Source organism: Photobacterium aphoticum, assembly GCF_001029435.1.
GTDB lineage: Bacteria > Pseudomonadota > Gammaproteobacteria > Enterobacterales > Vibrionaceae > Photobacterium > Photobacterium aphoticum.
Window position 1 is genome coordinate 182,903 of sequence record NZ_LDOV01000001.1, and the last position, 22,806, is coordinate 205,708.

Annotated in this window: 18 protein-coding genes; 9 read left to right on the forward strand and 9 right to left on the reverse strand. The window is 49.4% G+C overall.

What is annotated here, in order from left to right; translation table 11 throughout:
- Window positions 1–172: 172 nt before the first annotated feature.
- The gene (locus ABT58_RS00815) at window positions 173–892 is read left to right on the forward strand and encodes a cation efflux transmembrane domain-containing protein (protein WP_047872440.1); all 720 of its coding nucleotides are present in this window, start codon (window positions 173–175) and stop codon (window positions 890–892) included.
- 179 nt (window positions 893–1,071) lie between these two features.
- On the opposite strand, the gene ABT58_RS00820 is transcribed toward ABT58_RS00815, so the two are convergent.
- Window positions 1,072–1,557: a LabA-like NYN domain-containing protein gene (locus ABT58_RS00820; protein ID WP_047872441.1), complete on the reverse strand. Its 486-nt coding sequence runs from the start codon at window positions 1,555–1,557 to the stop codon at window positions 1,072–1,074.
- A gap of 198 nt (window positions 1,558–1,755) precedes the next feature.
- On the opposite strand from ABT58_RS00820, the gene ABT58_RS00825 reads away from it, so the two are divergent.
- Together ABT58_RS00825 and ABT58_RS24160 are read left to right on the forward strand one after the other, a co-directional pair.
- On the forward strand, window positions 1,756–2,499 hold the full coding sequence (locus ABT58_RS00825; RefSeq protein ID WP_047872442.1) for a YggN family protein: 744 nt from the start codon (window positions 1,756–1,758) through the stop codon (window positions 2,497–2,499).
- 232 nt (window positions 2,500–2,731) lie between these two features.
- Window positions 2,732–2,887: a hypothetical protein gene (locus ABT58_RS24160; protein ID WP_047872443.1), complete on the forward strand. Its 156-nt coding sequence runs from the start codon at window positions 2,732–2,734 to the stop codon at window positions 2,885–2,887.
- Window positions 2,888–3,026: 139 nt separating this feature from the next.
- On the opposite strand, the gene ABT58_RS00835 is transcribed toward ABT58_RS24160, so the two are convergent.
- The gene (locus tag ABT58_RS00835; protein ID WP_047872444.1) at window positions 3,027–5,429 is read right to left on the reverse strand and encodes a YgiQ family radical SAM protein; all 2,403 of its coding nucleotides are present in this window, start codon (window positions 5,427–5,429) and stop codon (window positions 3,027–3,029) included.
- Window positions 5,430–5,712: 283 nt separating this feature from the next.
- A complete protein-coding gene (gene dcuC, locus ABT58_RS00840) occupies window positions 5,713–7,080 on the reverse strand; it encodes an anaerobic C4-dicarboxylate transporter DcuC (RefSeq protein WP_047872445.1) in 1,368 nt (455 codons plus the stop codon).
- 472 nt (window positions 7,081–7,552) lie between these two features.
- Between dcuC and ABT58_RS24455 the strand changes: the two genes are divergently transcribed.
- Both ABT58_RS24455 and ABT58_RS00845 read left to right on the forward strand, forming a co-directional pair.
- Window positions 7,553–7,675, forward strand: a complete 123-nt coding sequence (locus ABT58_RS24455) for a hypothetical protein (protein ID WP_268248423.1) — start codon at window positions 7,553–7,555, stop codon at window positions 7,673–7,675.
- A 65-nt stretch (window positions 7,676–7,740) separates the two neighbouring features.
- Complete coding sequence (locus ABT58_RS00845; protein WP_047872446.1) at window positions 7,741–9,072, forward strand: glycoside hydrolase family 18 protein; 1,332 nt, start codon at window positions 7,741–7,743, stop codon at window positions 9,070–9,072.
- Between the two features lie 148 nt (window positions 9,073–9,220).
- On the opposite strand, the gene glpC is transcribed toward ABT58_RS00845, so the two are convergent.
- The 3 genes from glpC to glpA are packed head-to-tail and all read right to left on the reverse strand — an operon-like array spanning window position 9,221 to window position 13,418.
- Window positions 9,221–10,432, reverse strand: a complete 1,212-nt coding sequence (gene glpC, locus ABT58_RS00850; RefSeq protein ID WP_047872447.1) for an anaerobic glycerol-3-phosphate dehydrogenase subunit GlpC — start codon at window positions 10,430–10,432, stop codon at window positions 9,221–9,223.
- The gene (gene glpB, locus ABT58_RS00855; RefSeq protein WP_047872448.1) at window positions 10,429–11,775 is read right to left on the reverse strand and encodes a glycerol-3-phosphate dehydrogenase subunit GlpB; all 1,347 of its coding nucleotides are present in this window, start codon (window positions 11,773–11,775) and stop codon (window positions 10,429–10,431) included. Before glpB ends, glpC begins: the two co-directional genes overlap by 4 nt.
- A complete protein-coding gene (glpA, locus tag ABT58_RS00860) occupies window positions 11,772–13,418 on the reverse strand; it encodes an anaerobic glycerol-3-phosphate dehydrogenase subunit A (RefSeq protein WP_047872449.1) in 1,647 nt (548 codons plus the stop codon). Before glpA ends, glpB begins: the two co-directional genes overlap by 4 nt.
- Before the next feature lie 359 nt (window positions 13,419–13,777).
- Here glpA and ABT58_RS00865 point away from each other — a divergent pair, with 359 nt between their 5' ends.
- Both ABT58_RS00865 and ABT58_RS00870 read left to right on the forward strand, forming a co-directional pair.
- Window positions 13,778–14,455, forward strand: coding sequence for a hypothetical protein (locus tag ABT58_RS00865; RefSeq protein ID WP_047872450.1), 678 nt, complete (start codon window positions 13,778–13,780; stop codon window positions 14,453–14,455).
- A 121-nt stretch (window positions 14,456–14,576) separates the two neighbouring features.
- Window positions 14,577–14,765 carry a DUF4250 domain-containing protein gene (locus ABT58_RS00870; protein WP_047872451.1) on the forward strand — a complete coding sequence of 63 codons (189 nt, stop codon included), beginning with the start codon at window positions 14,577–14,579 and terminating at the stop codon, window positions 14,763–14,765.
- A 28-nt stretch (window positions 14,766–14,793) separates the two neighbouring features.
- On the opposite strand, the gene metR is transcribed toward ABT58_RS00870, so the two are convergent.
- A complete protein-coding gene (gene metR / locus ABT58_RS00875) occupies window positions 14,794–15,705 on the reverse strand; it encodes an HTH-type transcriptional regulator MetR (protein WP_047872452.1) in 912 nt (303 codons plus the stop codon).
- 272 nt (window positions 15,706–15,977) lie between these two features.
- Between metR and metE the strand changes: the two genes are divergently transcribed.
- A complete protein-coding gene (metE, locus tag ABT58_RS00880) occupies window positions 15,978–18,278 on the forward strand; it encodes a 5-methyltetrahydropteroyltriglutamate--homocysteine S-methyltransferase (protein WP_047872453.1) in 2,301 nt (766 codons plus the stop codon).
- A gap of 233 nt (window positions 18,279–18,511) precedes the next feature.
- Window positions 18,512–20,197, forward strand: coding sequence for a diguanylate cyclase domain-containing protein (locus ABT58_RS00885; RefSeq protein WP_047872454.1), 1,686 nt, complete (start codon window positions 18,512–18,514; stop codon window positions 20,195–20,197).
- Between the two features lie 152 nt (window positions 20,198–20,349).
- Here ABT58_RS00885 and ABT58_RS00890 read toward each other — a convergent pair whose 3' ends face one another.
- Both ABT58_RS00890 and ABT58_RS00895 read right to left on the reverse strand, forming a co-directional pair.
- Complete coding sequence (locus tag ABT58_RS00890) at window positions 20,350–20,793, reverse strand: META domain-containing protein (RefSeq protein ID WP_308428545.1); 444 nt, start codon at window positions 20,791–20,793, stop codon at window positions 20,350–20,352.
- Between the two features lie 312 nt (window positions 20,794–21,105).
- Window positions 21,106–22,788 carry a mechanosensitive ion channel domain-containing protein gene (locus ABT58_RS00895; protein ID WP_047872456.1) on the reverse strand — a complete coding sequence of 561 codons (1,683 nt, stop codon included), beginning with the start codon at window positions 22,786–22,788 and terminating at the stop codon, window positions 21,106–21,108.
- Between the last annotated feature and the right edge of the window lie 18 nt (window positions 22,789–22,806).

Here is a 22,806-nt window from a genome sequence, read left to right on the forward strand (position 1 = left end):
AAAGCGGGCTGTGAAGAGGGTTGCTGTCTGCTTAAATATCATACATGCAGATTTCAGCGACGAAAAACCTGTCGCTCAGTGATTAACCTACTGTAAACCGTGGCGTTATACTCAGTTTTAACTTAAGGATGTCTAGGTCAACTGACGAAAAGCATGTCGGTTCGAGGTTTATATGCAGTGTAATGTATCTTTAGAGCGAAAACTATTACAGTTATCAACGGTGTCAGCTTTGCTGTTTGCGCTGATGGGCATTGGCTTAGGGTTATGGATGGGCTCGCTGGTCATTGTGTTTGACGGTGCGTACTCATTGGTTAGCTTGACGCTTACTGTACTTTCATTAGTCGCAGCCAGTTACATTCGCTCACCAAAGGCACGTGATAACAAGAATGTGAAAATGATTGAGCCAGCGGTTATTGCCATTAAAGGTCTGGTGATCACCCTGATGTGTGGTATTTCCTTTGCGTCAGCGGTTGATGCGATCAGCGCCGGTGGTCGAGAAGTGAATACCGGCCTTGCATTGGCATTCGGTGTGGTGAACATCATCGGTTGTATGGCGACATACTGGATCATGAAAACCAAAGGCGAAACGACAGGTTCTGCGTTAGTGAAAGCGGAATCGAAACAATGGCTGATGGATACCGTGATCAGTGCTGCGGTGATGATGGGCTTTGTCGTGGCAACGGCATTGGTTTATCTTGGTTTGGGTGAATACGCCGTGTATGCCGACCCAGCAATGGTGGTGATTGCGTCTCTATATTTTGTAGTCGTACCGGTAAAAATGGTGGTGGGCGCAGTGAAAACTTTACGCCAACTTGTACGTGACCAACACCAGCAGCCAAGCAAAGCCAAAGAAAGCGGTAGTAAAAACCTGGGTGCGATGCCTTACTGCTGAGCACAACAGGCGGATGACAATGAGCGTTCATCGTAACTCGCTGAATATCGAGAAGCGCCGAGAAGCGCATTGATGATTGATGAGAATATTGATGAGCGGTGTTATCCTTACCGTGTGAGATAAGAGAAAGGCGATCAGTGATGATCGCCTTTCTTGTTTTTGAATCTGGATTTGACGCTTTAGTACTTACAGTTAAGAAGCAGTGTTTCTTCAATTTCACGGAAGAAGTGGGCGGTATTGATCAGCGAGGCAGCCGTCAGTCCCGGCACACCGTAGATTTCCACATCCACGCCGTACTTGGTCTGCACTTTATCGACTAACAGATCAAAATCGCCATCGCCGGAAAGCAGGATCACGCGGTCAACGTCGGGGGCTTGTTCAATCACATCCAGCGTGATACCCACATCCCAATCGCCCTTGGCGGAGCCGTCGCTGCGTTGGATAAAGGGTTTCAGTTTTACTTCAAAACCGATGCCGCGCAGAATATTTTGAAACTGCCCTTGTTTCTCATCACCACGGTGAATGGCGTAGGCATACGCAGCCACCACTTCTCGCCCTTGCGTGGCTTCAGCCCAAAAGGCGTTGTAGTCGAAATTACAACCGTAAGTATCTCTGACGGTGTAGTAGATGTTCTGAACATCGACAAAAATGGCAACTTTTTCCACAGTGACTCTTCTTTGACGCGAATAGGCGTGTAGATTAACAGATCCTCATCACAGTCACAAAAAATGCCGTCAACAAAGTTACGCTATCACTGTGATTTCAGACGAATTCAGCCCGTTAAATGGCGTGAACTTGTCCCGATGACTCAATCGTGTGAAAGTATAGGCGATAAAGACAACATAAAAAGACATGGTTCAACAATGAAGAAAACATTTCTGGCACTGCTGCTCTTTCCTTTTTCTCTGAGCGTGCAAGCACAAAGCTGTCCGGTGAATGTACCGAACGATATTCATATTAATCCTGAACACATTGCGGTGTATCAGCAAGGTCAGCCGAAAATGCTGATTGATGAAAATAACCAGTTGTTCATTAATGGCGAAAAGATGGATTTGGATGTGGCGCAGCAAAAAGCCATTGAAGCCTATCGCGAACATGTACAGGCGTATTTGCCAAAAATGGCAGAGCTGGCGGATGACGGTGTCAGCATTGCCAATGAGGTGGTGAATGAACTGTCGACCACTTTGGGTGACAAAGAGGCCTTTGCCAAAACCCACGCATTGATCAATCAATACAGCGCGCAGGCGAAAGCGAAATTCTACCCGGAAGGGGAGTTTGTGCTGCCGGCGGATATTTTCTCAACGGTAGAGAGTGATTGGCGTCAGGAGTTTGAAACTGCCATGAAGCATGTGAGTGCGGAATCCATGGCAGCCATTTTTGCGGCCTTGTCGGCAGAGATGAAAGACGGTGAACTGAACTTTACCGAGTTTCAGAAGAAGATGACGGACTTGAAAGATCGCATGCAGTCCACCATTACGGAGCATTCCAAAGACGTGGCAGAGCAGGCCAATGACATGTGTGATTCCGTGAAAGGTTTAGCGGAAGAAGAGCAGCAACTGCAAACCATCATTCCTGAACTGAAAAACTACCCGATGTTTGAAATCTAGGTTGCGGTTAGCCAGTGATGTGATTGGCTGTGATGTGACGCAATGTGAGCAGCAGTGACCGCCGAGATGAGCGCAATGATCGTTCATGTCTCTTACCCCGTAACGATAAAGGCATGATGGGAAAGGGTGTAAGTCACACAAAACAGACAGGTATTTTGCGTTCCATGAGGGATTGGCGGTACAGTTAAGAGAGAATGCCGATCACGGATGCTGTTAGCTCAAGGAGTCACAGATGATTAAACTGGCCGTCATTGCCTTGTTACTGTTGATTGGTGGCTTGGCGATCAAATACGCAGATGAGAAGTCACAGAAGAAAATCACGTTAGGTTTAATCGGTGTGCTGGTGGTGTATGTCATCACCGTCGTCGCTTCGGAGCTGATGCGCTGAATGGATCCCATCATTTATTAGATAAAAATTATGGGATAAAAACGCTTAGATAAAAAACAGCCCGCATATTTGCGGGCTGTTCCGTATTTGTGTTGTTTGTCCGGGCTAGCAAGGAACTAGCGAGAGCGCGTCTGGAGGATTAGCGAGCGCGAGACGGGCTTGGTTTGCCGCCTGAGCGTTGCTGACCACCTTGGCCTCGAGCACCTTGACCTTTAGCGCCTGCAGGGCGTGAACCGTTACGTTGTGGACGGTTCCCCCCGTTTCCATTGGCACCATTGTTGCCGTTACGGCTGCTCTGGTTGCCATTACCGTGTGGCTTACCTTGACCGGCTGGCTTACCACCGGTTGCACGTTGACCCGGCTTACCTTTGCCAGCACCTGTGCCAGCCGGTTTGTGGTTGCCACCGGTACCACGTTTACCGTCTTTACGGATATCAGGCTGGTTCGGGTGCTTGGTCGCAAAGCGTTTCGCACCGTGACGGCCTGAACCACGGCGTTCTGCCGGTGTCATTTCCGCTTCACTGCCTTCAGCCGGCACCAAACAGTTAGCACGATCGCCAATCAGGTGCTTTTTACCCATATTGACCAGAGCCTCACGGATCAACGACCAGTTCAGCGGGTCATGGTAACGCAGTAGGGCTTTGTGCAAGCGACGCTGGCGCTCACCTTTGGCCACAAACAAATCTTCACGCTTCTTGTATTTCACACGCTTCAGCGGGTTAGTTTCCGAGTGGTACATCGCTGTCGCGTTACACATTGGAGACGGATAGAAGTTCTGAACCTGATCACACTGGTAATCGTTCTTCTTCAGCCATAGCGCCAGGTTCAGCATGTCTTCATCCGTTGAGCCCGGGTGAGCTGAAATGAAGTATGGGATCAGGTACTGTTTCTTACCGGCTTCCATGCTGTACTTTTCAAACATTTCTTTGAAGCGATCATAGGTGCCCATGCCCGGCTTCATCATCAGATCCAGTGTGCCTTTCTCTGTGTGCTCTGGCGCAATTTTCAGGTAGCCACCTACGTGGTGTGTCACCAACTCACGTACGTATTCTGGTGATTCTACCGCCAAGTCATAACGGACACCGGAGGCGATCATGATCTTCTTGATGCCTTTCACGCTGCGTGCTTTACGGTACAGGTCGATCGTGTGTTTATGGTCTGTGTTTAGCTTTTCACAGATTTTCGGGAAAATACACGACGGACGGCGACAGTTTGCTTCGGCTTTGTCATCAGAACAGCCCAGGCGGTACATGTTCGCTGTTGGGCCACCCAAATCAGAAATGGTACCGGTAAAGCCAGGGACTTTATCGCGGATCTCTTCCAGCTCATTGATGATCGACTCGTGTGAGCGGTTTTGAATGATGCGGCCTTCGTGTTCGGTGATCGAACAGAAAGAACAGCCACCAAAACAGCCGCGCATGATATTGACCGAGGTCTTGATCATGTCATAGGCTGGAATTTTTGCTTTGCCGTAACGAGGGTGAGGAATACGTGCAAACGGCAAGCCGAATACAAAGTCCATCTCTTCGGTGGTCAATGGGATCGGCGCTTTGTTCACCCACAGTTCGCGATCTGCGTGTTTTTGTACCAACGCACGACCAGAGTGCGGGTTGGTTTCCAGGTGCATTACACGGCTGGCGTGCGCGTACAGAATACGGTCATTCGCCAGTTTTTCGTAGGACGGCAGACGGACAACCGTGGTCGCAGCATCGTGGCGTGACGGGCGTACGTGTACCACTTGCGGTTGTTCTTTTTCTGCGTCTTTGTTTGTGGCGCAGGTTTCTTCCGTCGCATACGGGTTAATCATCGCCATTGGGCGACCTGGCTTTTCGATGCGTGATGAGTCGATCTCTTTGTAGTGCTCAGGGATCTCCTTCATCATCACCGCTGTACCCGCAATGTTGGTCAGCGTTTTGATGTCTTCGCCATTAGAAAGGCGGTGTGCGACTTCCACCAACGCACGCTCGGCGTTACCGAATAGCAGAATGTCAGCTTTGGCATCCATCAGTACAGAACGGCGAACTTTATCTGACCAGTAGTCGTAGTGAGCCAGACGACGCAAGCTTGCCTCGATACCACCCAGTACCACAGGGGTGTCTTTGTACGCTTCTCGACAACGCTGTGAGTACACCAGTACTGCACGGTCAGGGCGCTTACCGCCTTCGTTGTTTGGCGTGTAGGCATCATCGTGACGCAGTTTACGGTCAGCGGTGTAGCGGTTGATCATGGAGTCCATGTTACCGGCTGTGATACCGAAGAACAGGTTCGGCTTACCCAGCGACATGAACGCATCTTTGTTTTGCCATTCTGGCTGCGCAATGATACCCACGCGGAAACCTTGCGATTCCAGCAAACGGCCAATGATCGCCATACCAAAGCTTGGGTGGTCAACATACGCATCACCGGTAACGATAATAATGTCGCAGCTATCCCAGCCTAAGGCGTCCATTTCTGCGCGAGAGGTCGGCAGGAAAGGTGCCGTACCGTAGCATTCTGCCCAGTATTTTGGATAACTGTTAATAGGTGTTACTTCAGTGTGCATATTTTGACCTCAATTTTTGAAGGCGGGAATTATAGCCCTTAGCAAAACAACTATCTAGCCCTTATCCCATCTGGGCTGGTGGCTCATTAACCCTGTTATCAGTAAGGAAAAGTCCCTATGCGTGGCTGAATGAGGGGCTGATTAGATGCAGGAAAATGCGCTGAATAGACAAAGTATTTAGTATAGGAGGCGTAAAAAAGAAAAGGAGGCCAAAGCCTCCTAGTCATATCAATGCGTGATTCAAAGCATAGTGTCAATCACGCATTCAATAGCATCGCTGCACTTAACCGTACATTGGTACAAGTACCATGGTACCGATGATCACTGTCAGCAGACCACACAATACCGGTACAGACGTACGCTTCACCACTTCAAACGGGCTAACGTTACCCATACCAGATGTTGCCACGATAACGCCAGACACTGGCGAGATGGTACGGCCCAGGTTAGACGCTTGCAGCATTGGGATGATCAGGAACGCAGGGCTAAGACCCATTTTCGCCGCCAGTGTCGGTGCCAATTCAACGAAAGCATAGAACGGCGCGTTACCCGAACCGGTTGCAATCGCCGCTGCTACAGTCAGACCAGTTAGCAATAGCATCAGTGCAAAACCACCTGCACCGGCAGATTCAGCCAGACCAATCAGGTTATCAATCGCACCGATAGACATCAGACCTTGCGCGAACACACCCGCTGCCACCAATAGCATTACCACGCCTTTGAACGCTTCAGCCATGCCTTGGTAGCACGATTCAAGATCTTCCAGCGTTTGCTTACCGTTGAAACGCTTGGTCACGTAATCGACAATAGCGCCGATCACGATAGACATTACCACGATGGTGTAGATATCCAGTGACAGGCCAGGAATGGTTTCACCGTTGAAGGCGAATACACCGATGATTGGTAAGAATGGCAAGATAGAGTAGTAACCCGGTGCCTTCACTTCCATTTCAGAAATGTCGACTTTCTCCATCACGATGTTTTCTTTCTTATCCAGATATTTGTTCCAGAAGAAAGCCGCTGCCGCCATCACGATAATGGCAGAGATAGAAACCGGCAGTACTGTTTCAACCGCAAACACGTGCAGAGGCAGGCCAGATTTTTCTGCCGCCACAATCACGTCACCAGAGGTTGGAGACAGGATAATCGCAGCCGGAGAGGCACAGATTGCCACGGCCGCAGGGCGAGAAATACCCATCGCTGTCATCATTGGGAACAGGGTCGCCATCAATAGCACGCCAAGGCCCGTTGCAGAGCTGACCGCCAATGACATCAAACACGCCACGATGTACGCCGCAACTAACAGTGTGTACGGTGATTTAATCACAGAAAGGGGTTTTGAAAACTGTTTAACCACCACATTGTTGGCACCAATGTGTGTCATGTAAGAGGCAAAGCCACATAGCAACATGATCTGCATACCCAAACCGCCGCCACGGTTTTGCAGCATGTATTTGATGTATTCCAGTGAGTCAGTGACAAAGTTACCGGTCGATTTAATGCTCGCAGGCAATACGTCGTAACCCAGTAAACCCGTAATCAGAAGTAACAATAAGCCAGCGGTAAGCAATACCCCAGCGGCTTTATATCCCTTAATAATGAAGTAGCCAACGGCAATCGTGACCACAAGGCCAATCAATAGCTCCAACATGGTAAAACATCCTCTTTAACCATTAACGTATAAAAAATAAGTCAGAATATGTCAGTATGACGCACTTTCTTACAAATTAACCTCAGCTGAATCTATCGGAAAAGATCTATTTACACGATGGAAATTCCACATGTTTATGATCTGAGACAGGATTTTTTGCAGCCTGTTAGGCTTGTGCGACAGGAATGAAAAAAGAGTTAATCAACTTTGTATGTGATTGGTTAATTGGTGTTTTTGGTGATTAATTGTGCATTTTTGTCTCAATGGGTTGAAAGTATGATATGGCACTGTGTGCAACCTATGGCAAGAAAGCATGACTTGTGTAGCGAAGGGGTTAAATAGCTTTACATCGTGTAACAATGGCATCCGGTTATACGACTTGTTGCGTATTATCACAGTTCGCCATGTAACTATTTTCTCATCACTTAATAACGGCATAGCGTGTCGCAATTTGAGGGTTCGGATTGGCAGCGTGAATGGAATTGCGAAATGTGAACAAAAAAGCAGCATGTTTGCCGCTACACTGGCGACGTTTGGTGATGTGTTCGCAGGTAAAGCGAAGGCATCCCGCCAGACCCATTGCTGGTTGGCCTGATTACCGATGGTTGGCAGTTGAACAGGTGAGGCCAGTGCAATAATAACGACGAGAAGGAAAGCGTCATGAAAACGGCTGTATCACTGGCAGTTGCCGCGATGTCTATCGCCCCACTCATCTTGGCTCCCTCTGCGATGGCGAAAGGCAGTACGAATTCGCCGCCGGTTGTGGCGGGGTATTTTGCTGACTGGCAATACGATAATGAACAAAATCCTTATACCGTGGATGATATTCCGGCGGACAAGCTGAGCCATATTATCTACGCCTTTTTGAGCATGTGTGGGCCCCATGATGGCGCGAGTAAGAAAGTACAACAACAGGTGGAAGACGCCTGTGAAGGGAAAAAGCCATTTACGGCAATCGTTGTCGATCAAGAAGCGGCGCTGGAACTGGATTTTGGTCCAGTCAACGCCAACGTCGATTACCGAGGACATTTCGCCCAACTCAAAGATCTGAAAGCCAAATATCCGAATGTGCGTATCTTACCGTCGTTTGGTGGCTGGACCATGTCGGAACCTTTCCATGCGATGGCAAAAGACAACGCGGCCATTGAGCATTTTGCCCGTACTGCTGTTGAGCTGATTGCCAAGTATGATTTCTTTGATGGCATTGATCTGGATTGGGAGTACCCGGGCGGGGGCGGCTTGACGACCTCACCTTGGAATCCTGAAACCAAGTTGTCAGATGCACAAAAAGCCAGTGAAAAAGCGGCCTTTACCCATTTGGTGAAATCTTTACGGGCAGAGTTGGATACGCTGTCAGCCAAAACGCAACGTGAATACGAGCTATCCACGGCGGTAGGTGTCGGTGCGAAGGCGGAAGGTATCGACTGGGCTGCGGTTTCCCCTCTGATGAATAACATGTTTGCCATGACCTATGACTATCTGGGCGGGTGGGGGCAGCAGACGGGCCATTTGACGAACCTGCATGCCACACCGGATGGCTGGTGGGGCATGGGCACTGATGTGTTTGTGGAAAAAATGGTCGCACTGGGCATTCCGAAAGAGAAGTTGGTTGTCGGGGCGGCATATTACGGACGTGGCTGGGAAGGCACAAAAGGCTTTGATGGTGAAACACTGGCGTCAGATTTGGTTTCCGAAAAAGGGGCTACCTTTGGCACGGATCCGAAAGAGCCGGGTTATTTCATGTATTGGGATTTGGTGCGCAACTACACGGTGAAGGAAGGGTATCAGAATGGCTATGACGAGAAAGCGCATGCACCGTTCTTATGGCATCCGAAGAAAAAAGTGTTCATCACTTATGAAGATATGCGCTCGATAAAAGCCAAAGCCGATTGGGTGAAGCAGAATAAATATGCCGGGATGTTTGTGTGGGAGTTATCGGGCGATCCGGATAACGTGTTAACAGAGACCATGGCCGACAACCTGAAGCCTTAACGCTGTCATTCTCACATTGACACAGATAGAGAAGAAAAAAGCCATTCATCTCGGTGCCTTACCGTGATGAATGGCTTTGTCGCTAATAGTACGTAGCGATAAATCGAGCGATGAAAGGTTTGTATTCGTTGTCAGCGAAAAGAGGCTATCAGGCCAATGCCATCGCCAGCAGTGACACTGGGTGGATGGTTTCCAAATCAGTGTTTTCTTCAATTTGCCACTTACAGGTTTCACAGTCTGTAATGGCAAAATCGGCTTTGGCACGGTTGATTTGCTTAAACAGATCGTTACCAATCGCCATCGACGTCTCGTAGTTTTCAGTCTTAAAGCCGTAGGTACCGGCAAGGCCACAACATTGGCTGTCCAGCACTGTCACTTCCAGGCCCGGTATCATCTTCAGCAGTTCAATGGTGTACAAGCTGCCGCCGGTACGCTCTAGGTGACACGGTGTGTGGTAGACCACTTTTTTGTTGATCGGCTTCATCTTCGGCGCGTTACCGTTCATGAACTGCTTCAACAAGAAACGGGTCACGTATTCGATGCGATCGGCCACGCCACTGTTATCCACTTTCAGGACGTTCGGGTATTCCTCTTTCAGCGTAAATGAACAGGTTGAAGAGGTCGAAACAATCTGGCTGTCGTATTTTTCAATCGCGGCCGAGAAGTTCTTCACGTTCAAACGGGCATTCTTCTTTGCTTTATCAAAGAAGCCGTTGGCGATCAGGGGCACGCCACAGCATTTCTCTTTATCCAGCAGTTGCACCCCAAAGCTCATCGCATTCATCACTTTGACAAAATCTTTGCCCAGCTGTGGGTGGTTGTAGTTCACGTAACAGCCGTGGAAGTAGTGTACTTGTTTTGGGTACAAGGCTTGGCTGGTGCAGTTTTGTTTGTACCAGCGACGGAACGTGCCGTGAGAGTACTTCGGCAAGCTCTTGTGATCATGCACCCCAATGGTTTTGTGCATCAGGGTTTTGACCGGCTTAAGCCCGGTAATGGTATTCACGATAGGGGCAAACGGCGTGGCCATGGAGCCCATCATGTCCGTGTGGCTCAGTACAAAGTCACGGATGGTTTTGATGTTCATGGGCAGCTTGGCGTGCTCGTCACGGGCCACGGCGATCATGTCACCGATTTTTACCCCAGACGGACAGGCCGTTTCACAACGCTTACAGTTGGTGCACAGCTTCAGGGTTTCATCATAAAACTCAGGGCTTTTAATGCGCAGACGTTCGCCATCCGGCCCGCACTGTTTTGGCCCCGGATAGTGTGGATTGGCTTTGGCGACCGGACAGTAGACAGTACACACGGTACATTTGATGCATTGATCGAAGCTGGTGTCTTTTTTGATAAGGCTCATGCGTGTGTCCTTTCTTGTGTCTTACTGTCTGTGTTCGGCTGTTGCTGTTGCTGTTGTTGCTGTGCGCGGATCATTTTGTCTGCCACATAGTGACCGGTAGAGATCGCCACGCCGGATCCTGAACCTTCATGAACCGGATCGTAGTGCGCCAAAATGGCACCGGCACAGTAGAGGTTGGTAATGGCTTCACCACGAATGGTTGGATTCAATGTGTCGTTACAGGCCACGCCCATTTTCATGAACGGATGGCTGTTCGGGCTGAAAAACTGTGGCTGATACCAGTGATCACGGTGCGGAGTATCCGTAATATCCAGACCGAAAATCGGTTCACTCACGGTGTGGCGTTCTGCTTTCAGGCCTTTGCTGAAAAAGCTGCCGCTGGCGATCAGGAAGTGCTCTGCCACCAAAGGAATGTCCTCATGGTGACGGGTGTAAATACGCTTCAGTTGGCCTTGTTCAATATCGCCGCCCAGCACTTCATCACCGGTCAATAGCAGGCCGCCTAGTTGTTTGAAGTGCGACTTCATGGTGTCTTCCAGACGGATCCCCAGCAATGATGGTGGCATGGTCGGGATTTCACAAATCGAGAAGCCTGTCAGTCCTTCCAGCAGCTTGATGGTGGCAGCGCCATCACCGTTGCCGAAAATCGCAGGTAGGATCACCAAGTCGGCTTTACCCACTTGTTTGATCAGCGATTTCGCAAACGCATGCAGTTTGGTTTCGTCTTTCAGTACGCGTGAGATATCAATGGAGCGGAACTCACATGGGTTACGCTGCATGGTTTCAAAATCCGGCAATTCCACGTTAGCGGTTTTGATTTTTACATCGCGGAATGCTTCTAAGGCAGCTAGGTTGCTGGCAGCCAACTGTGGCTGGAAGTCACGGAAACCATCGACGGTGACCAAGGCAATGGTGCTGAGGCCATCCGCCAAGGCATGCATCGGGAACTGATGGACCGTTTGCTGTGACAGCCAGGTTGAGCGGAAGGTACCCATTGGCGTGACACGATAATGGTTCGATTCATCCGCTTGTGCGGTAAGAAATACCCCGGACTCTTCCATCATGCCCTGATACCAAGCAAGGGCTTGGCGACAGGCATTCACACCGATCTTGCTGTACGGATGCTGTGGACACTGCTCTGCAAGGGCTGGGAAGGCATCAAACGGAGTAGAGACACTCTCTCCATTAGGCAAACGGCTTAATACATCAATAGAGCCAGACGAAAAGTGCATGGCGCTTTGACCGGCAGTGATCACAGCGGTTTTCATGCCACTTTCTACACAACGAATGGCACAGCTGAGACCGGCGACACCGCCACCGATGATAATGCTATCAAATTTCATGCTGTTTCCTCGTCTGTTGCTGATGTGGTTGCTTGTTCCGGTAGATCGCTGACGCCAAACAGGCCTTCATAAATCCAGTAAGTGAATTCCCCTTCGCGCAGGGCATCACCCCAAAAGACCGGTTTGATCCCTTTCCAGCGCTCTTCCAAAAATTCTTCTAACAGGTGGCTGGCTTGGTTACCGGTTTTCTTGCCGTATTCGGAGAACAAACCGGCAGCACGGTATGAGCAAAGCTCACCCTGACACGGGCCCATACCGATACGGGTACGGCGGCGCAGATCCACCAGGTTGTGTACGTCCAGATCCTTGATGGCGTATTCCACTTCGCCACAGGTCACCATTTCACATTCACAGATCACCGCCTGACTTTTCTTGTCGTTGCTCAGGAACTTCTCTGCGCGCTCACCGTGACGGTATAGGGCGGATTGATACACAGGTTTTGCCAAGCTGGCTGTCGGTGCTTTTTTCGGTTTAGCTTGTTCAGAACCCGGCAGCGGTTTTTCATGGGTGATACAAGGCTGGGTATTGCCCAGTTTTTTCGCCACTAAATCAGTGGTCCACTCAGCCATCATGCGGTAGGTCATCAATTTACCGCCAGTGATGGTGACAAAGCCGTCCAGCCCATCACGCTCAGCATGATCCAGCAGCACAATGCCTCGGCTGATGTTTCGGCCACTGGTATCGCCATCCACAGCGACTAGCGGACGGACACCCGCATAGGCACGCAATACGCGGGTATTGGCCATAATTGGCGCTAATTTGGTGCCTTCTTCCAATAAAATGTCGATTTCTTTGCTGGTTACGTGTAGATCGTCAATCTTGTCGTAGTCGATACGCTCAGAAGTGGTACCGATAAGTGAAATGGTGTCACCCGGTACAAGAATGTCGGCGTCAGACGGCTTACGACAACGGTTGATCACCAAATTGTTGATACGGTAATCCAGAATCAGCAGTGAGCCTTTGGCCGGGAACATCTTGATAGACAAATCGCCGTATTCACAGATTTGTTGTCCCCAAATCCCTGCTGCGTTCACCACTTGCTGGGCGCGAATTTCAATGCGTTGACCGGTCTTTAAATCCAGACAGTGCACACCGAGGACTTTGTCGCCTTCGCGGATCAAGCCAGTTACATGGGTGTGGTTAAACAGTTTCGCGCCATGCTCGACCGCATCAATCACGTTCGATGCGGACAAACGGAACGGGTCTAAGGTGCCATCAGGAACCTTTACCGCACCGATCAGGGCAGGGTTACAGTTTGGCTCCAGGCGTAGGGCGTCCTGCGGGCTTAACTGTTCCACATTGATATCAGCCTGCTGGCAGGCTGTGATGAAGGTTTTCTGAAAGTCCAAATCATCGTCTGGCAGGGAAATGAATAAGCCCTGCGTGTCTTCCACACAGTGACGGGCAATGTTTTTCAGAATACGGTTTTCTTGAATACATTCTTTGGCCGATTCCTGATCGGTCACCGCATAACGTGCGCCAGAGTGAAGTAGGCCGTGGTTGCGTCCAGTCGTGCCTGAGGCTAAATCGTCTTTTTCAACGAGAATACAGCGGATCCCTCGCAGTGCACAGTCACGCATGATGCCTGTTCCCGTCGCGCCGCCGCCGATAATCACAACATCTGTTTCAAACCAACTATTCATGTTCGTTTTCGCTTATTGTTTGGTTCGTGGATCAGGAAAGGGTGTCTTCCTTTTCAATATGGTCAGCAATATGCCATTTAATCGCCGAGCATTTGGTGATCAAAGGCTCAAAATGCGCGTTCGAGCATTTTTGTTTTCATTTATGTGCGTTTAATGCTGTGGTGAGCGAATGGTGAGCGGTTTGCTGCTTTCTTGTAGGGTGGATGGTGGTGAAACACGCACTGTCGTCGGGTATGTTGATTGTCAGGGTGGATTGCCAATGATGAAGGTCGCGAAAATGCGGGTGCTATTTGGTATCAAACAAGGGAATTGGTATTATCGCCGCTCTTTTTCTTTTCGCATTTTTTAAGATCATTTCTATGAACGTAGGTTTACCCTTTTTGATCCCCGCGCTGCTTGGCGCACAGCTTGTGTTGACGTTAGTACTGACAAAAGGGGAGATCTGCCCGGGTCAGCGTGGCCGAGTCCATAAAACACTGCCGGTATTGCTGGTGGGTTGGTTGTTGGCGACTGTGGCACAACCGTTGGCGGTATTGCCATTGTTGGCGTTGGCGTACTTCACCATGAAAGTAAAAACCGGCAAAACCCGTGATGCAGGCCCATTGAAGGTATTTTATGCCGCAACGGGGTTGGCTGCGGTAGTGTGGATCATGATGGCGGCAAGCCTGCCTTTGCCCGCTGCGGCGTTAAGCTTGGCGGCGATTCCGTTATTTGGTGCGCTATTGGCGCAACTGCTGTTGACCCAAGCACGTAGCCGTTTGCAGGCATTTCATCGTTTGTTGCCATTTACCGGTATTGCCAGTGCGATGGTGAGCGTACTGTGTGTGCTGTGGATGGCGTCTCAGTTGGGTGAAGCGGAAGTACAAGCGCTGGTAAGCACCATTATTGCGGCATTAGTGTGCTTGGTCGCGGCATTGTTGGTGTGGGCGATGCACTTGCTGACCAGCAAAACCGTGAACCGCTGGCAGTTGCTGGCAGCGGCGGCATTGTTGGTGGGTTCGGCGTACTTTGAAACAGTACTTATGATGAGCCTGTAAACGCACATTCATCATCTATTCAAGCGCGAATTAGAATGCCGAAAGTGTGATGGGCTGCTTTTTCTTTCCGGATGATACTGTCTATGCTTACTGAGTAACATTACGTTAACAGGAGGTCGGCATGGAGATCAGCAATCTATTGGGCATGGACGGCAACATCGTTCTGGGTATTGTGAATGAACGACTCCGCCTTGAATGTAACACGGTTGAAGAGTTAGTGAGCCGTTACGAGCTTGATTTTGATGAATTGAACGAGAAGATGGAGTCAATGGGTTACCATTACGACCCTATCAACAATCAATTCAAATAACTTTATTAAGGCTGCAGATGTTACCCCATTATGCAGCCTTAATACCTTCTAAATGATGCTGACATTGCTGTTTGGCCGTTGCAAAAAACGCCGACAGGTAATGCCGTTCACGCTCGGAGGAGCGAATTGCGGCAAACAAACGTCGCCATAATCCTTCCCCTAACGGTTTACTGACCACGAGTCCTTGTCGGGCGAAATCATACACTGCCCAGTTAGGCAATGCGGCCACCCCCAATCCTGCCGACACCATCTGAATTAGCATTAAGGTATTATCGGCTTGTTTCCAATGGGCCGGTTCAATCCCCGCCGGTTGCAAGAAATGCTTCACCACATCTAAGCGGTTTTTCTGTACCGGATAGCTCATCATGGTTTGATCTGCCAAATCTTCTGGCGTGATCACCGCTTTGCTGGCCAAAGGTGATTGCGGTGACACAATCAAGCGCATTTCAAAATCAAACAATGGCTCAAAGTGGACTTCATTGCGGGGCTGAATGTCAGAGGTGATCACCAAATCCAGTTCACCGGCACTGAGGGCGGGCAGGGGCTCGAACCCAAAGCCTGAAGAGAAATCAAGCGTCACGCTTGGCCAGTGGATTTGGTATTCCTTAAGGGCGGGCATCAGCCACTGGAAACAGGAATGGCATTCAATCGCCATGTGTAAGCGGCCATTGGTGTCTTCTTTTAAACTGGCCAGTTCGTGTTCGGCTTTGGCCAAACGTGGGATCACATCATCAGCCAAACGCAGCAATACCTCACCTTCCGCCGTAAATTTTACCGGGCGGGTTTTGCGCAAAAACAGTTGGCTGCCTAAACGCATTTCTAAATCTTTTAACTGATGAGACAGGGCAGATTGAGTGAGGCACAAGGTGTTTGCCGTCGCCGTCAATGAGCCGGTTTCCCGCAATACCGTCAATGTTTTTAGATGCTTTATTTCAATCAAAATCTGTCTCTCTATCCCTATTTACGTTGATGTGGCGTCCTGCCAAGCCTCAACTGTACTGATAAAACGGCGGAGTGTAAATACGGATGTGTAAACATCTGGATGGCTAAATGTTTGTATTCTGGTTTGTTATTCGGTAATAGGGGAAAGTTTGCGATCTTGTATGAAAAATGCTCATGTTAAACATTAAGCATTAGAAATTGCTCATCATCAGACGTTGCTTCATTGTACATCCCATCAACACGGTTAATGAATGACAGGGATAAGCGACGATGACGACAACAACACACATTTTGGGTTACCCGCGTGTCGGTAGCCAACGTGAATTAAAATTTGCACAAGAGAAATACTGGCGTGGTGAAATCAGCCAGCAGGAACTGAAAGCAGTGGGTCATGAACTGCGTCTGCGCCACTGGGGCGATCAGGCTGAAGCCGGGCTGGATTTTGTCTCTGCCGGTGATTTTGCTTGGTATGACCATGTACTGGGTACCAGCATGCTGCTGGGTCACTTGCCAAAGCGTCATCGTCACGGTTTCCCGGATCTGGACACCTTGTTCCGTGTTGCCCGTGGTAAAGCGCCAACGGGCTGTGCCTGTGCGGCATCTGACATGACCAAATGGTTTAATACTAATTATCACTACATCGTGCCGGAATTCAGTGCGGATGATGAATTCAACGTCAGTTGGCAGCAACTGTTTGAAGAAGTGGCGGAAGCCAAGGACAGCGGCAAAGACGTAAAACCTGTGCTGGTGGGGCCTGTGTCCTATCTCTGGCTGGGTAAAGAAAAAGAAGAACTCGGAAAAGAAACTGGCTTTGACCGTTTGTCATTGTTGCCACGTCTGTTGGTTGCTTATCAGCAGATCCTGACCAAGCTACAGAAATTGGGTGTGCAATGGGTACAAATTGATGAGCCTGTTCTGGCGCTGGAGCTGCCAAAAGCATGGCGTGATGCGTTTAAGATTGCTTACCAAGTGATCCAAGGCGGACCGAAGCTGCTACTGACCACGTATTTTGATCATATTACTCACCACCTGGATAAAATTGTTGAGCTGAAAGTAGACGGTCTGCATGTTGACCTGTCTACCGCGCCTCAACAATTGGAGGAGGTCGTGGCCGCCCTTCCTCAGCATTGGGTGCTGTCAGCAGGGGTGATCAATGGGCGCAATGTATGGCGTGCGGATTTGAGTGCACAGCTGGCACGTCTGGCACCCGTGAAAGCCCAATTGGGTGATCGTCTGTGGGTAGGGACGTCATGTTCTTTACTGCATACACCGATTGACTTGGAGCTGGAAACCGAGCTGGATCCGACCGTGCGTGAGTGGCTGGCGTTTGCCAAGCAGAAGTGTCGTGAGGTGACTTTGCTGGCGAAAGCATTGGATGGTGACCAAACGGCCATTGACGAATGTGCCCGTTACAGTGCGCCAATTAAAGCCCGTGCAACCAGTGACTTGGTGAACAACCCGGCAGTACGTGAACGTACGGCAGCGATCACGGATGCGTTGGCAGAGCGTCAATTGCCATACGCCGAGCGTGCCCGAGTACAGCGTGAATCTCTCGGGTTGCCACTGTTGCCAACCACCACCATTGGCTCATTCCCGCAAACCAATGAGATCCGTACTCAGCGCCGTGATTTCAAAGCGGGCCGTTTGTCGGAGCAGGATTACACCACTGCAATGAAAGGCCATATCGCGGATGCGATTGAGCGCCAGCAGCGTTTGGATCTGGATGTGTTAGTACACGGTGAGCCAGAGCGTAACGACATGGTGGAATACTTCGCAGAGTTGTTGGAAGGTTTTGCGGTGACCCGCTTTGGTTGGGTACAGAGTTACGGTTCTCGCTGTGTGAAGCCAGCAGTGATTGTGTCTGATATTTACCGTGCCACGCCAATGACCGTCGAGTGGACGCATTACGCCCAGTCACTGACGAATAAAACCGTGAAAGGCATGCTGACAGGCCCTGTGACTATCCTGGGCTGGACATTCCCGCGTGAAGATTTGACCCGCGAAGCCATTGCCAACCAGATTGCACTGGCACTGCGTGATGAAGTGGCTGACTTGCAAGACAAAGGCATTAAGGTGATTCAGATTGATGAGCCAGCGATCCGTGAAGGGCTGCCATTGAAAGCCAGCGAGTGGCAAACGTACCTGGATTGGGCGGTGAAAGCCTTTAAGATTTCAGCGGCGAGTGCCGAGTCAGAAACGCAGATTCATACCCATATGTGTTACAGCGAATTCAACGATATTATTCAGTCTGTTGCGGCGTTGGATGCGGATGTGATCACCATTGAAACGTCACGTTCAGACATGGAATTGCTCAAAGCATTTGAAGAGTTTGCGTACCCGAACGAGATTGGCCCGGGTGTTTACGATATCCATTCACCGAATATTCCAACGGTTGATCACGTAGTGGCATTGATCGAGAAAGCTGAAACATTGGTACCGGCGGAGCGTTTGTGGATTAACCCGGACTGTGGCCTGAAAACCCGTAACTGGGAAGAAACAGAAGCGGCACTCACCAATATGGTGGAAGCAGCAAAACAACTGCGTAAGCAGTGGCAAGCAAAAGCGGTATAACCTCGACACAAAGACGATGATAGACCGTTACTTGTAAGAGCGCTTCGGCGCTCTTTTTCTTATCTGGATGCCATAGCAGTGTGATGAATACATATTCATGTCTTAAAGTTGCTCATGGGATATCATTCGTTCTGTGAAATAAATCGAGTTTCAAAGGGAAAGTTACGCAACGAGTTGAATTCCCAAGAAGGTCGTCTTTACTTAGGGCATCAATCGTTAAGCATAGGAATCACATGATACGCCGACTGTACATCGTCACAGTCAGCGCTGTCACCATCGGGGTGATATTGGCGTGCTGGTTATTTCGAGTGTTTTATCAACTTGAGACCACCCAAATTCAGCGTGACTTTGAACGAGATGTCGATAAGCAAGCGCAGGCACTGTCGCTATACATTGAAGAGAAGTTCGCCGCGCTACATCACTTAAAACTGATTGTTGAATATCAGGGCATGCCCGATCGTGAGGCTTTTTCCGGCCAAGCCCAATCCCTCTTAACGCGCTATCCCTCATTACAGTCCGTGGGGTGGGTACCGTGGATCCCCGCCGCACAGCGTTATGCTCATGAATCGGCACAGGCTTTCCTAATGCCTGAGTACCGTATTGTTGAACGGGTCGCCAGTGATGAGTTGGTTAACGCGACAGAGCGGGCTGATTATTTTCCGTTACAGCATATCGCCTCTCGCACTGACAATCTCACCGCACTAGGTTACGACTTCGGTGCGAATGCGGTGCAGCGACGTATGCTCAATCAAGCCCGTGATACCGGCCAATGGCAACTCTCGGAACGTATTGAGCGTGATGTCTTACCGAATACCCAAGGAACGGTGCAGGTGGTGGTTCCTGTGTATGATCAGGTGCAACCCGTTACAAGGATGGAACGTCGCCAGGCCCTGCGAGGCTTTATTGTCGGCTATTGGCATATTGATGAGATGATTGCGCCGTGGTTCCCGCTGTCGTCTTTTGCACAAATGCATTTGGGAATTGCTGATCTTCAGGCCAATGAGGCGACCTCACTGTTATTTGGTTTAGGTGATCGCACTGCTTCGTCGCGCACTGCTTCGTCGTCGACACAGTTTTACTTGAGCGCGTTGGCTTTGGAGGGGGAGTTTGTTTTATTGCCAGAGCCATCAGAGCGTGTGTCCCGTACCGTACTGGCCAAGGGTGGGCGAGAATGGGTCATGGAAGCGACCCCAACCGCTCATTATTTTGAACAGCGGCGTACGGCTTATTCCTTTTATGTATTCGGTGCAATCTTATTCGGCTTTGTTGGGCTGTCTGGTTATGGTTGGCGCGTGATGCAACGCCATGTATTGCAGTGGAATCAGCTTGGGGAAAATAATCAGCAGCTTGCTGAACAAAATAAAAGCCTGGTGCGTTTGACGCGTATGGATACGTTATTAGGTGTGGCGAATCGCCGATTTTTTGATGAGACATTACACAAAGAATTTAGCCGTGCTTACCGTGAGGACAAGCCACTGGCACTGTTATTGATAGATATTGATCATTTTAAAGCGTTCAATGATACCTACGGGCATCAGGCCGGAGACCGTTGTTTGAAACTCGTCGCTGGTGAGTTAGAGCGGGTATTACGGCGGCCTGCTGACATGTTAGCGCGGGTAGGCGGGGAAGAATTCGGCGTGATATTACCTAATACCAACAACGGCGAAGTGGTGGCAAGACAATGCCGAACAGCGGTTGAACGGCTGGGGATAGCTCATGGCGGCTCGTTTTCCGGTGATTTGGTGACGGTATCTATTGGGGTGATTTCACTGGAAAATGTTGCTCATCATACAACAGACAGTATTTACGCCTTGGCCGATGAAGCCTTGTATGAAGCCAAAAGTAGCGGTCGTAACTGTATCCGCGCCAAGAAAGTCACCGTACCACGCGCAGCGAACACGTTGACCTGTATCGGCTAATTGCAATGTGCCGTGATGCTAAGACAGAGGCGGATGCTGAAGTTGCATCGACGTTGAAATGAAAGCGATGAGGATACAGAAACAAAAACGCCTGCATGACGCAGGCGTTTTTCGTGATGACGGTGAGTCAATACATCCCGGTAGAGGGAGAATTACTCTGCGTCAGCGCGAGTGAAAGTTAGGCTGTGTGCCTGACCTTTTAGTGTTAGCTCGTCGCCAGAAACGCTCGCTGCGCTCCAGTCCATTAGCGTTTTGCTTACAACCGTTTCCATTTCCATACCAGGACCCTGACAAGCCATCATAGTCAGACCCATTTTCTCAATGCGTAGGTTACCGTCTTTAAGCTCTGCCTGACCGAAGAAACGGTTACAACCTGCGTTACCGTTCGCGTTTAGGTCTTCAGACAGCATTAGGTTTGGCGCTACTGCTTCTGTAGAGATTGCTTGGTTGTCAATCTTAGTCAGTACCCAGTTTTGTGCAGCGATATCAGTTTGGTTTGTCATCGTCTGTGCCTGTTCGTTGTTGCTGTCGTTAGATGCACAAGCTGCTAGCATCATTGGTAGTACTAGCGCGGCAAGAAAACGTTTCTTCATCATTATATTCCCAAAAAGTGGCTTCGGTGTGTGGTTTCTGCATCAAGACAGAAATCCAATGCACTTGTGCATCATATCGACGAATCGTTGAGCGAAGCACAATTGCACGTTGTTTTTTATTGCTTACAAGCAAATATATCGCAGGATAACAAAAGAAGAAATAGAAATATTGGTCTGTAATGTCATGCCTGTGTGAATAAGAATGAAAACTGGGACCTATACAGGTTTCATATCAAACGTTTTATTAAAAACACAGGGCTGAACGAGCAGCCCTGTGAAAATAACCGTGCGATAGTAAAAGCGTATGGATATTGTTTACGCTTTCTTCTCCGGCATACTGATAATGTGAATGTCTTGCTGAGGGAACGGAATCGAGATCCCTTCGCGATCAAAGCGCATTTTCACTTCGCGGGTAACATCCCAATACACATCCCAGTAGTCTTCGGTTTTTACCCAAGGGCGCACAATGAAATCCACCGATGAGGTGTTAAGCACGTGTAGCTTGATCATGGCTTCAGGGGAGCGCAATACCATTGGATGCTCAGCAACAATGTCGTGCAGCACTTTCTCGGCTTTTTCAACGTCATCGCTGTAACCAATCCCAAACACCATATCGACTCGGCGTACGCGTTCGTGTGTGATGTTTTTAATGGTATCGCCCCAAATCTTGCTGTTTGGCACAATCAAAATTTGGTTATCAAAGGTTTTGATCGTGGTGCTGACTAAGCTCATGTGGCTTACCTTGCCGGAGGTGCCACCGGCTTCAACAAAGTCATCCACATCAAACGGGCGGTAAATCAGCAGCATCATGCCAGAGGCAAAGTTAGACAGGGTATCTTGTAACGCGAAACCGATGATGACACCGGCAACCCCGAAACCGGTCAGGATAGGGGTGAGATCTAAGCCGACTTGCGCGAGGGCAAACAGCAGACCAATACACAGCACCACGTTACCGGTGATCGAGATGAAGAAGTCTTTCATCAACTGCGACATGCGCAGGGTCGGAGAGGAGACGGCGCGGGTTACGATTTGACGCGTGATGTTTTTCAAAATCTTAAAGATAAAGACAATCAATAAGAAAATGAACAACTTGAACAACATCTGCGGGGTGTTTTCAAGCAACCAGGATTTGATGTTGTCAAACCAGCCCGACAAGATTGAAATGATCACTTTGACGTTGAGCAGTTCGTTGGTCAGGTTACCCGTGGTTTCAAACAGCTGCTTGGTGTAGTCGGTGGTTTCCAATCCCATTTCTTTACCGAGATCTGCGAGGTATTGCACCGCCTCAATATCGTTTTCGACCTTACGTTGCGCCAGAATTTGTTGCAGCTGTAAGGTGGCTTTTTCACCTTCGGCAGCGGCTTTGAGCTGGCCTGACAATGTTTCTTCTTGCTGGCTGTCAAAACTCAGCATGGCTGACATAAAGTCCAAGCGCTGGCGAACACTTTCGACTAATGCTGCGGCTTCCTTAGGCTTGGGTACGCCAAGGCGGTCTAACCAGCGGAAGTTAATCCACTGCTCTTTGAGCATCTTGTGGTATAGCCCGGTGGTTTCCTGCAAGGATTTTTGCATCAGCAGCTTTTGTTCAGGATCGGCTTTATCGATTTCTTCCTGCTGAGCGGTAAGCTGCTTATATAAAAAATCAATGGCGGATTTTAAATAAGCCACTTGTTCATTGACGAGCTTGATCACCAGTGGCTTTTGTTCTTCGTCATACTGATTGAGTAACGATTGTACCTCGGCACGAATTTCATCGTTTTTCTTCAGCATCTGCATATCAATGACATTCTTGGCCGTGCCGGTTTTGCCGGCCGCTTGTTTGGCTAAGACTTTGAGATCGTCATCGAGTGTATCAATGGTGTTGATGATTTTTTCTGACGGCGTGAGCGTCACGGTTTCTTCAACGGCTTCGGTAGCTGTTGATGGATCTGCAGGCGGCGCCGATTCGGCATAAAGATGAAAACTGAAAAAGAGTAGGAAAAGTAACGACCAGCGCATTGTTATACCTCTACGACT

Bases quoted from the DNA above. Each gene is read 5' to 3' on its own strand.
- glpA (WP_047872449.1), bottom strand. From the start codon at position 13,418: ATGAATAGTTGGTTTGAAACAGATGTTGTGATTATCGGCGGCGGCGCG.
- glpB (WP_047872448.1), bottom strand. From the start codon at position 11,775: ATGAAATTTGATAGCATTATCATCGGTGGCGGTGTCGCCGGTCTCAGC.
- ABT58_RS00815 (WP_047872440.1), top strand. From the start codon at position 173: ATGCAGTGTAATGTATCTTTAGAGCGAAAACTATTACAGTTATCAACG.
- glpC (WP_047872447.1), bottom strand. From the start codon at position 10,432: ATGAGCCTTATCAAAAAAGACACCAGCTTCGATCAATGCATCAAATGT.
- ABT58_RS00885 (WP_047872454.1), top strand. From the start codon at position 18,512: ATGATACGCCGACTGTACATCGTCACAGTCAGCGCTGTCACCATCGGG.
- ABT58_RS00895 (WP_047872456.1), bottom strand. From the start codon at position 22,788: ATGCGCTGGTCGTTACTTTTCCTACTCTTTTTCAGTTTTCATCTTTAT.
- ABT58_RS00825 (WP_047872442.1), top strand. From the start codon at position 1,756: ATGAAGAAAACATTTCTGGCACTGCTGCTCTTTCCTTTTTCTCTGAGC.
- ABT58_RS00845 (WP_047872446.1), top strand. From the start codon at position 7,741: ATGAAAACGGCTGTATCACTGGCAGTTGCCGCGATGTCTATCGCCCCA.
- ABT58_RS24160 (WP_047872443.1), top strand. From the start codon at position 2,732: ATGATTAAACTGGCCGTCATTGCCTTGTTACTGTTGATTGGTGGCTTG.
- ABT58_RS00835 (WP_047872444.1), bottom strand. From the start codon at position 5,429: ATGCACACTGAAGTAACACCTATTAACAGTTATCCAAAATACTGGGCA.
- ABT58_RS00890 (WP_308428545.1), bottom strand. From the start codon at position 20,793: ATGATGAAGAAACGTTTTCTTGCCGCGCTAGTACTACCAATGATGCTA.
- dcuC (WP_047872445.1), bottom strand. From the start codon at position 7,080: ATGTTGGAGCTATTGATTGGCCTTGTGGTCACGATTGCCGTTGGCTAC.
- metE (WP_047872453.1), top strand. From the start codon at position 15,978: ATGACGACAACAACACACATTTTGGGTTACCCGCGTGTCGGTAGCCAA.
- ABT58_RS00870 (WP_047872451.1), top strand. From the start codon at position 14,577: ATGGAGATCAGCAATCTATTGGGCATGGACGGCAACATCGTTCTGGGT.
- ABT58_RS00865 (WP_047872450.1), top strand. From the start codon at position 13,778: ATGAACGTAGGTTTACCCTTTTTGATCCCCGCGCTGCTTGGCGCACAG.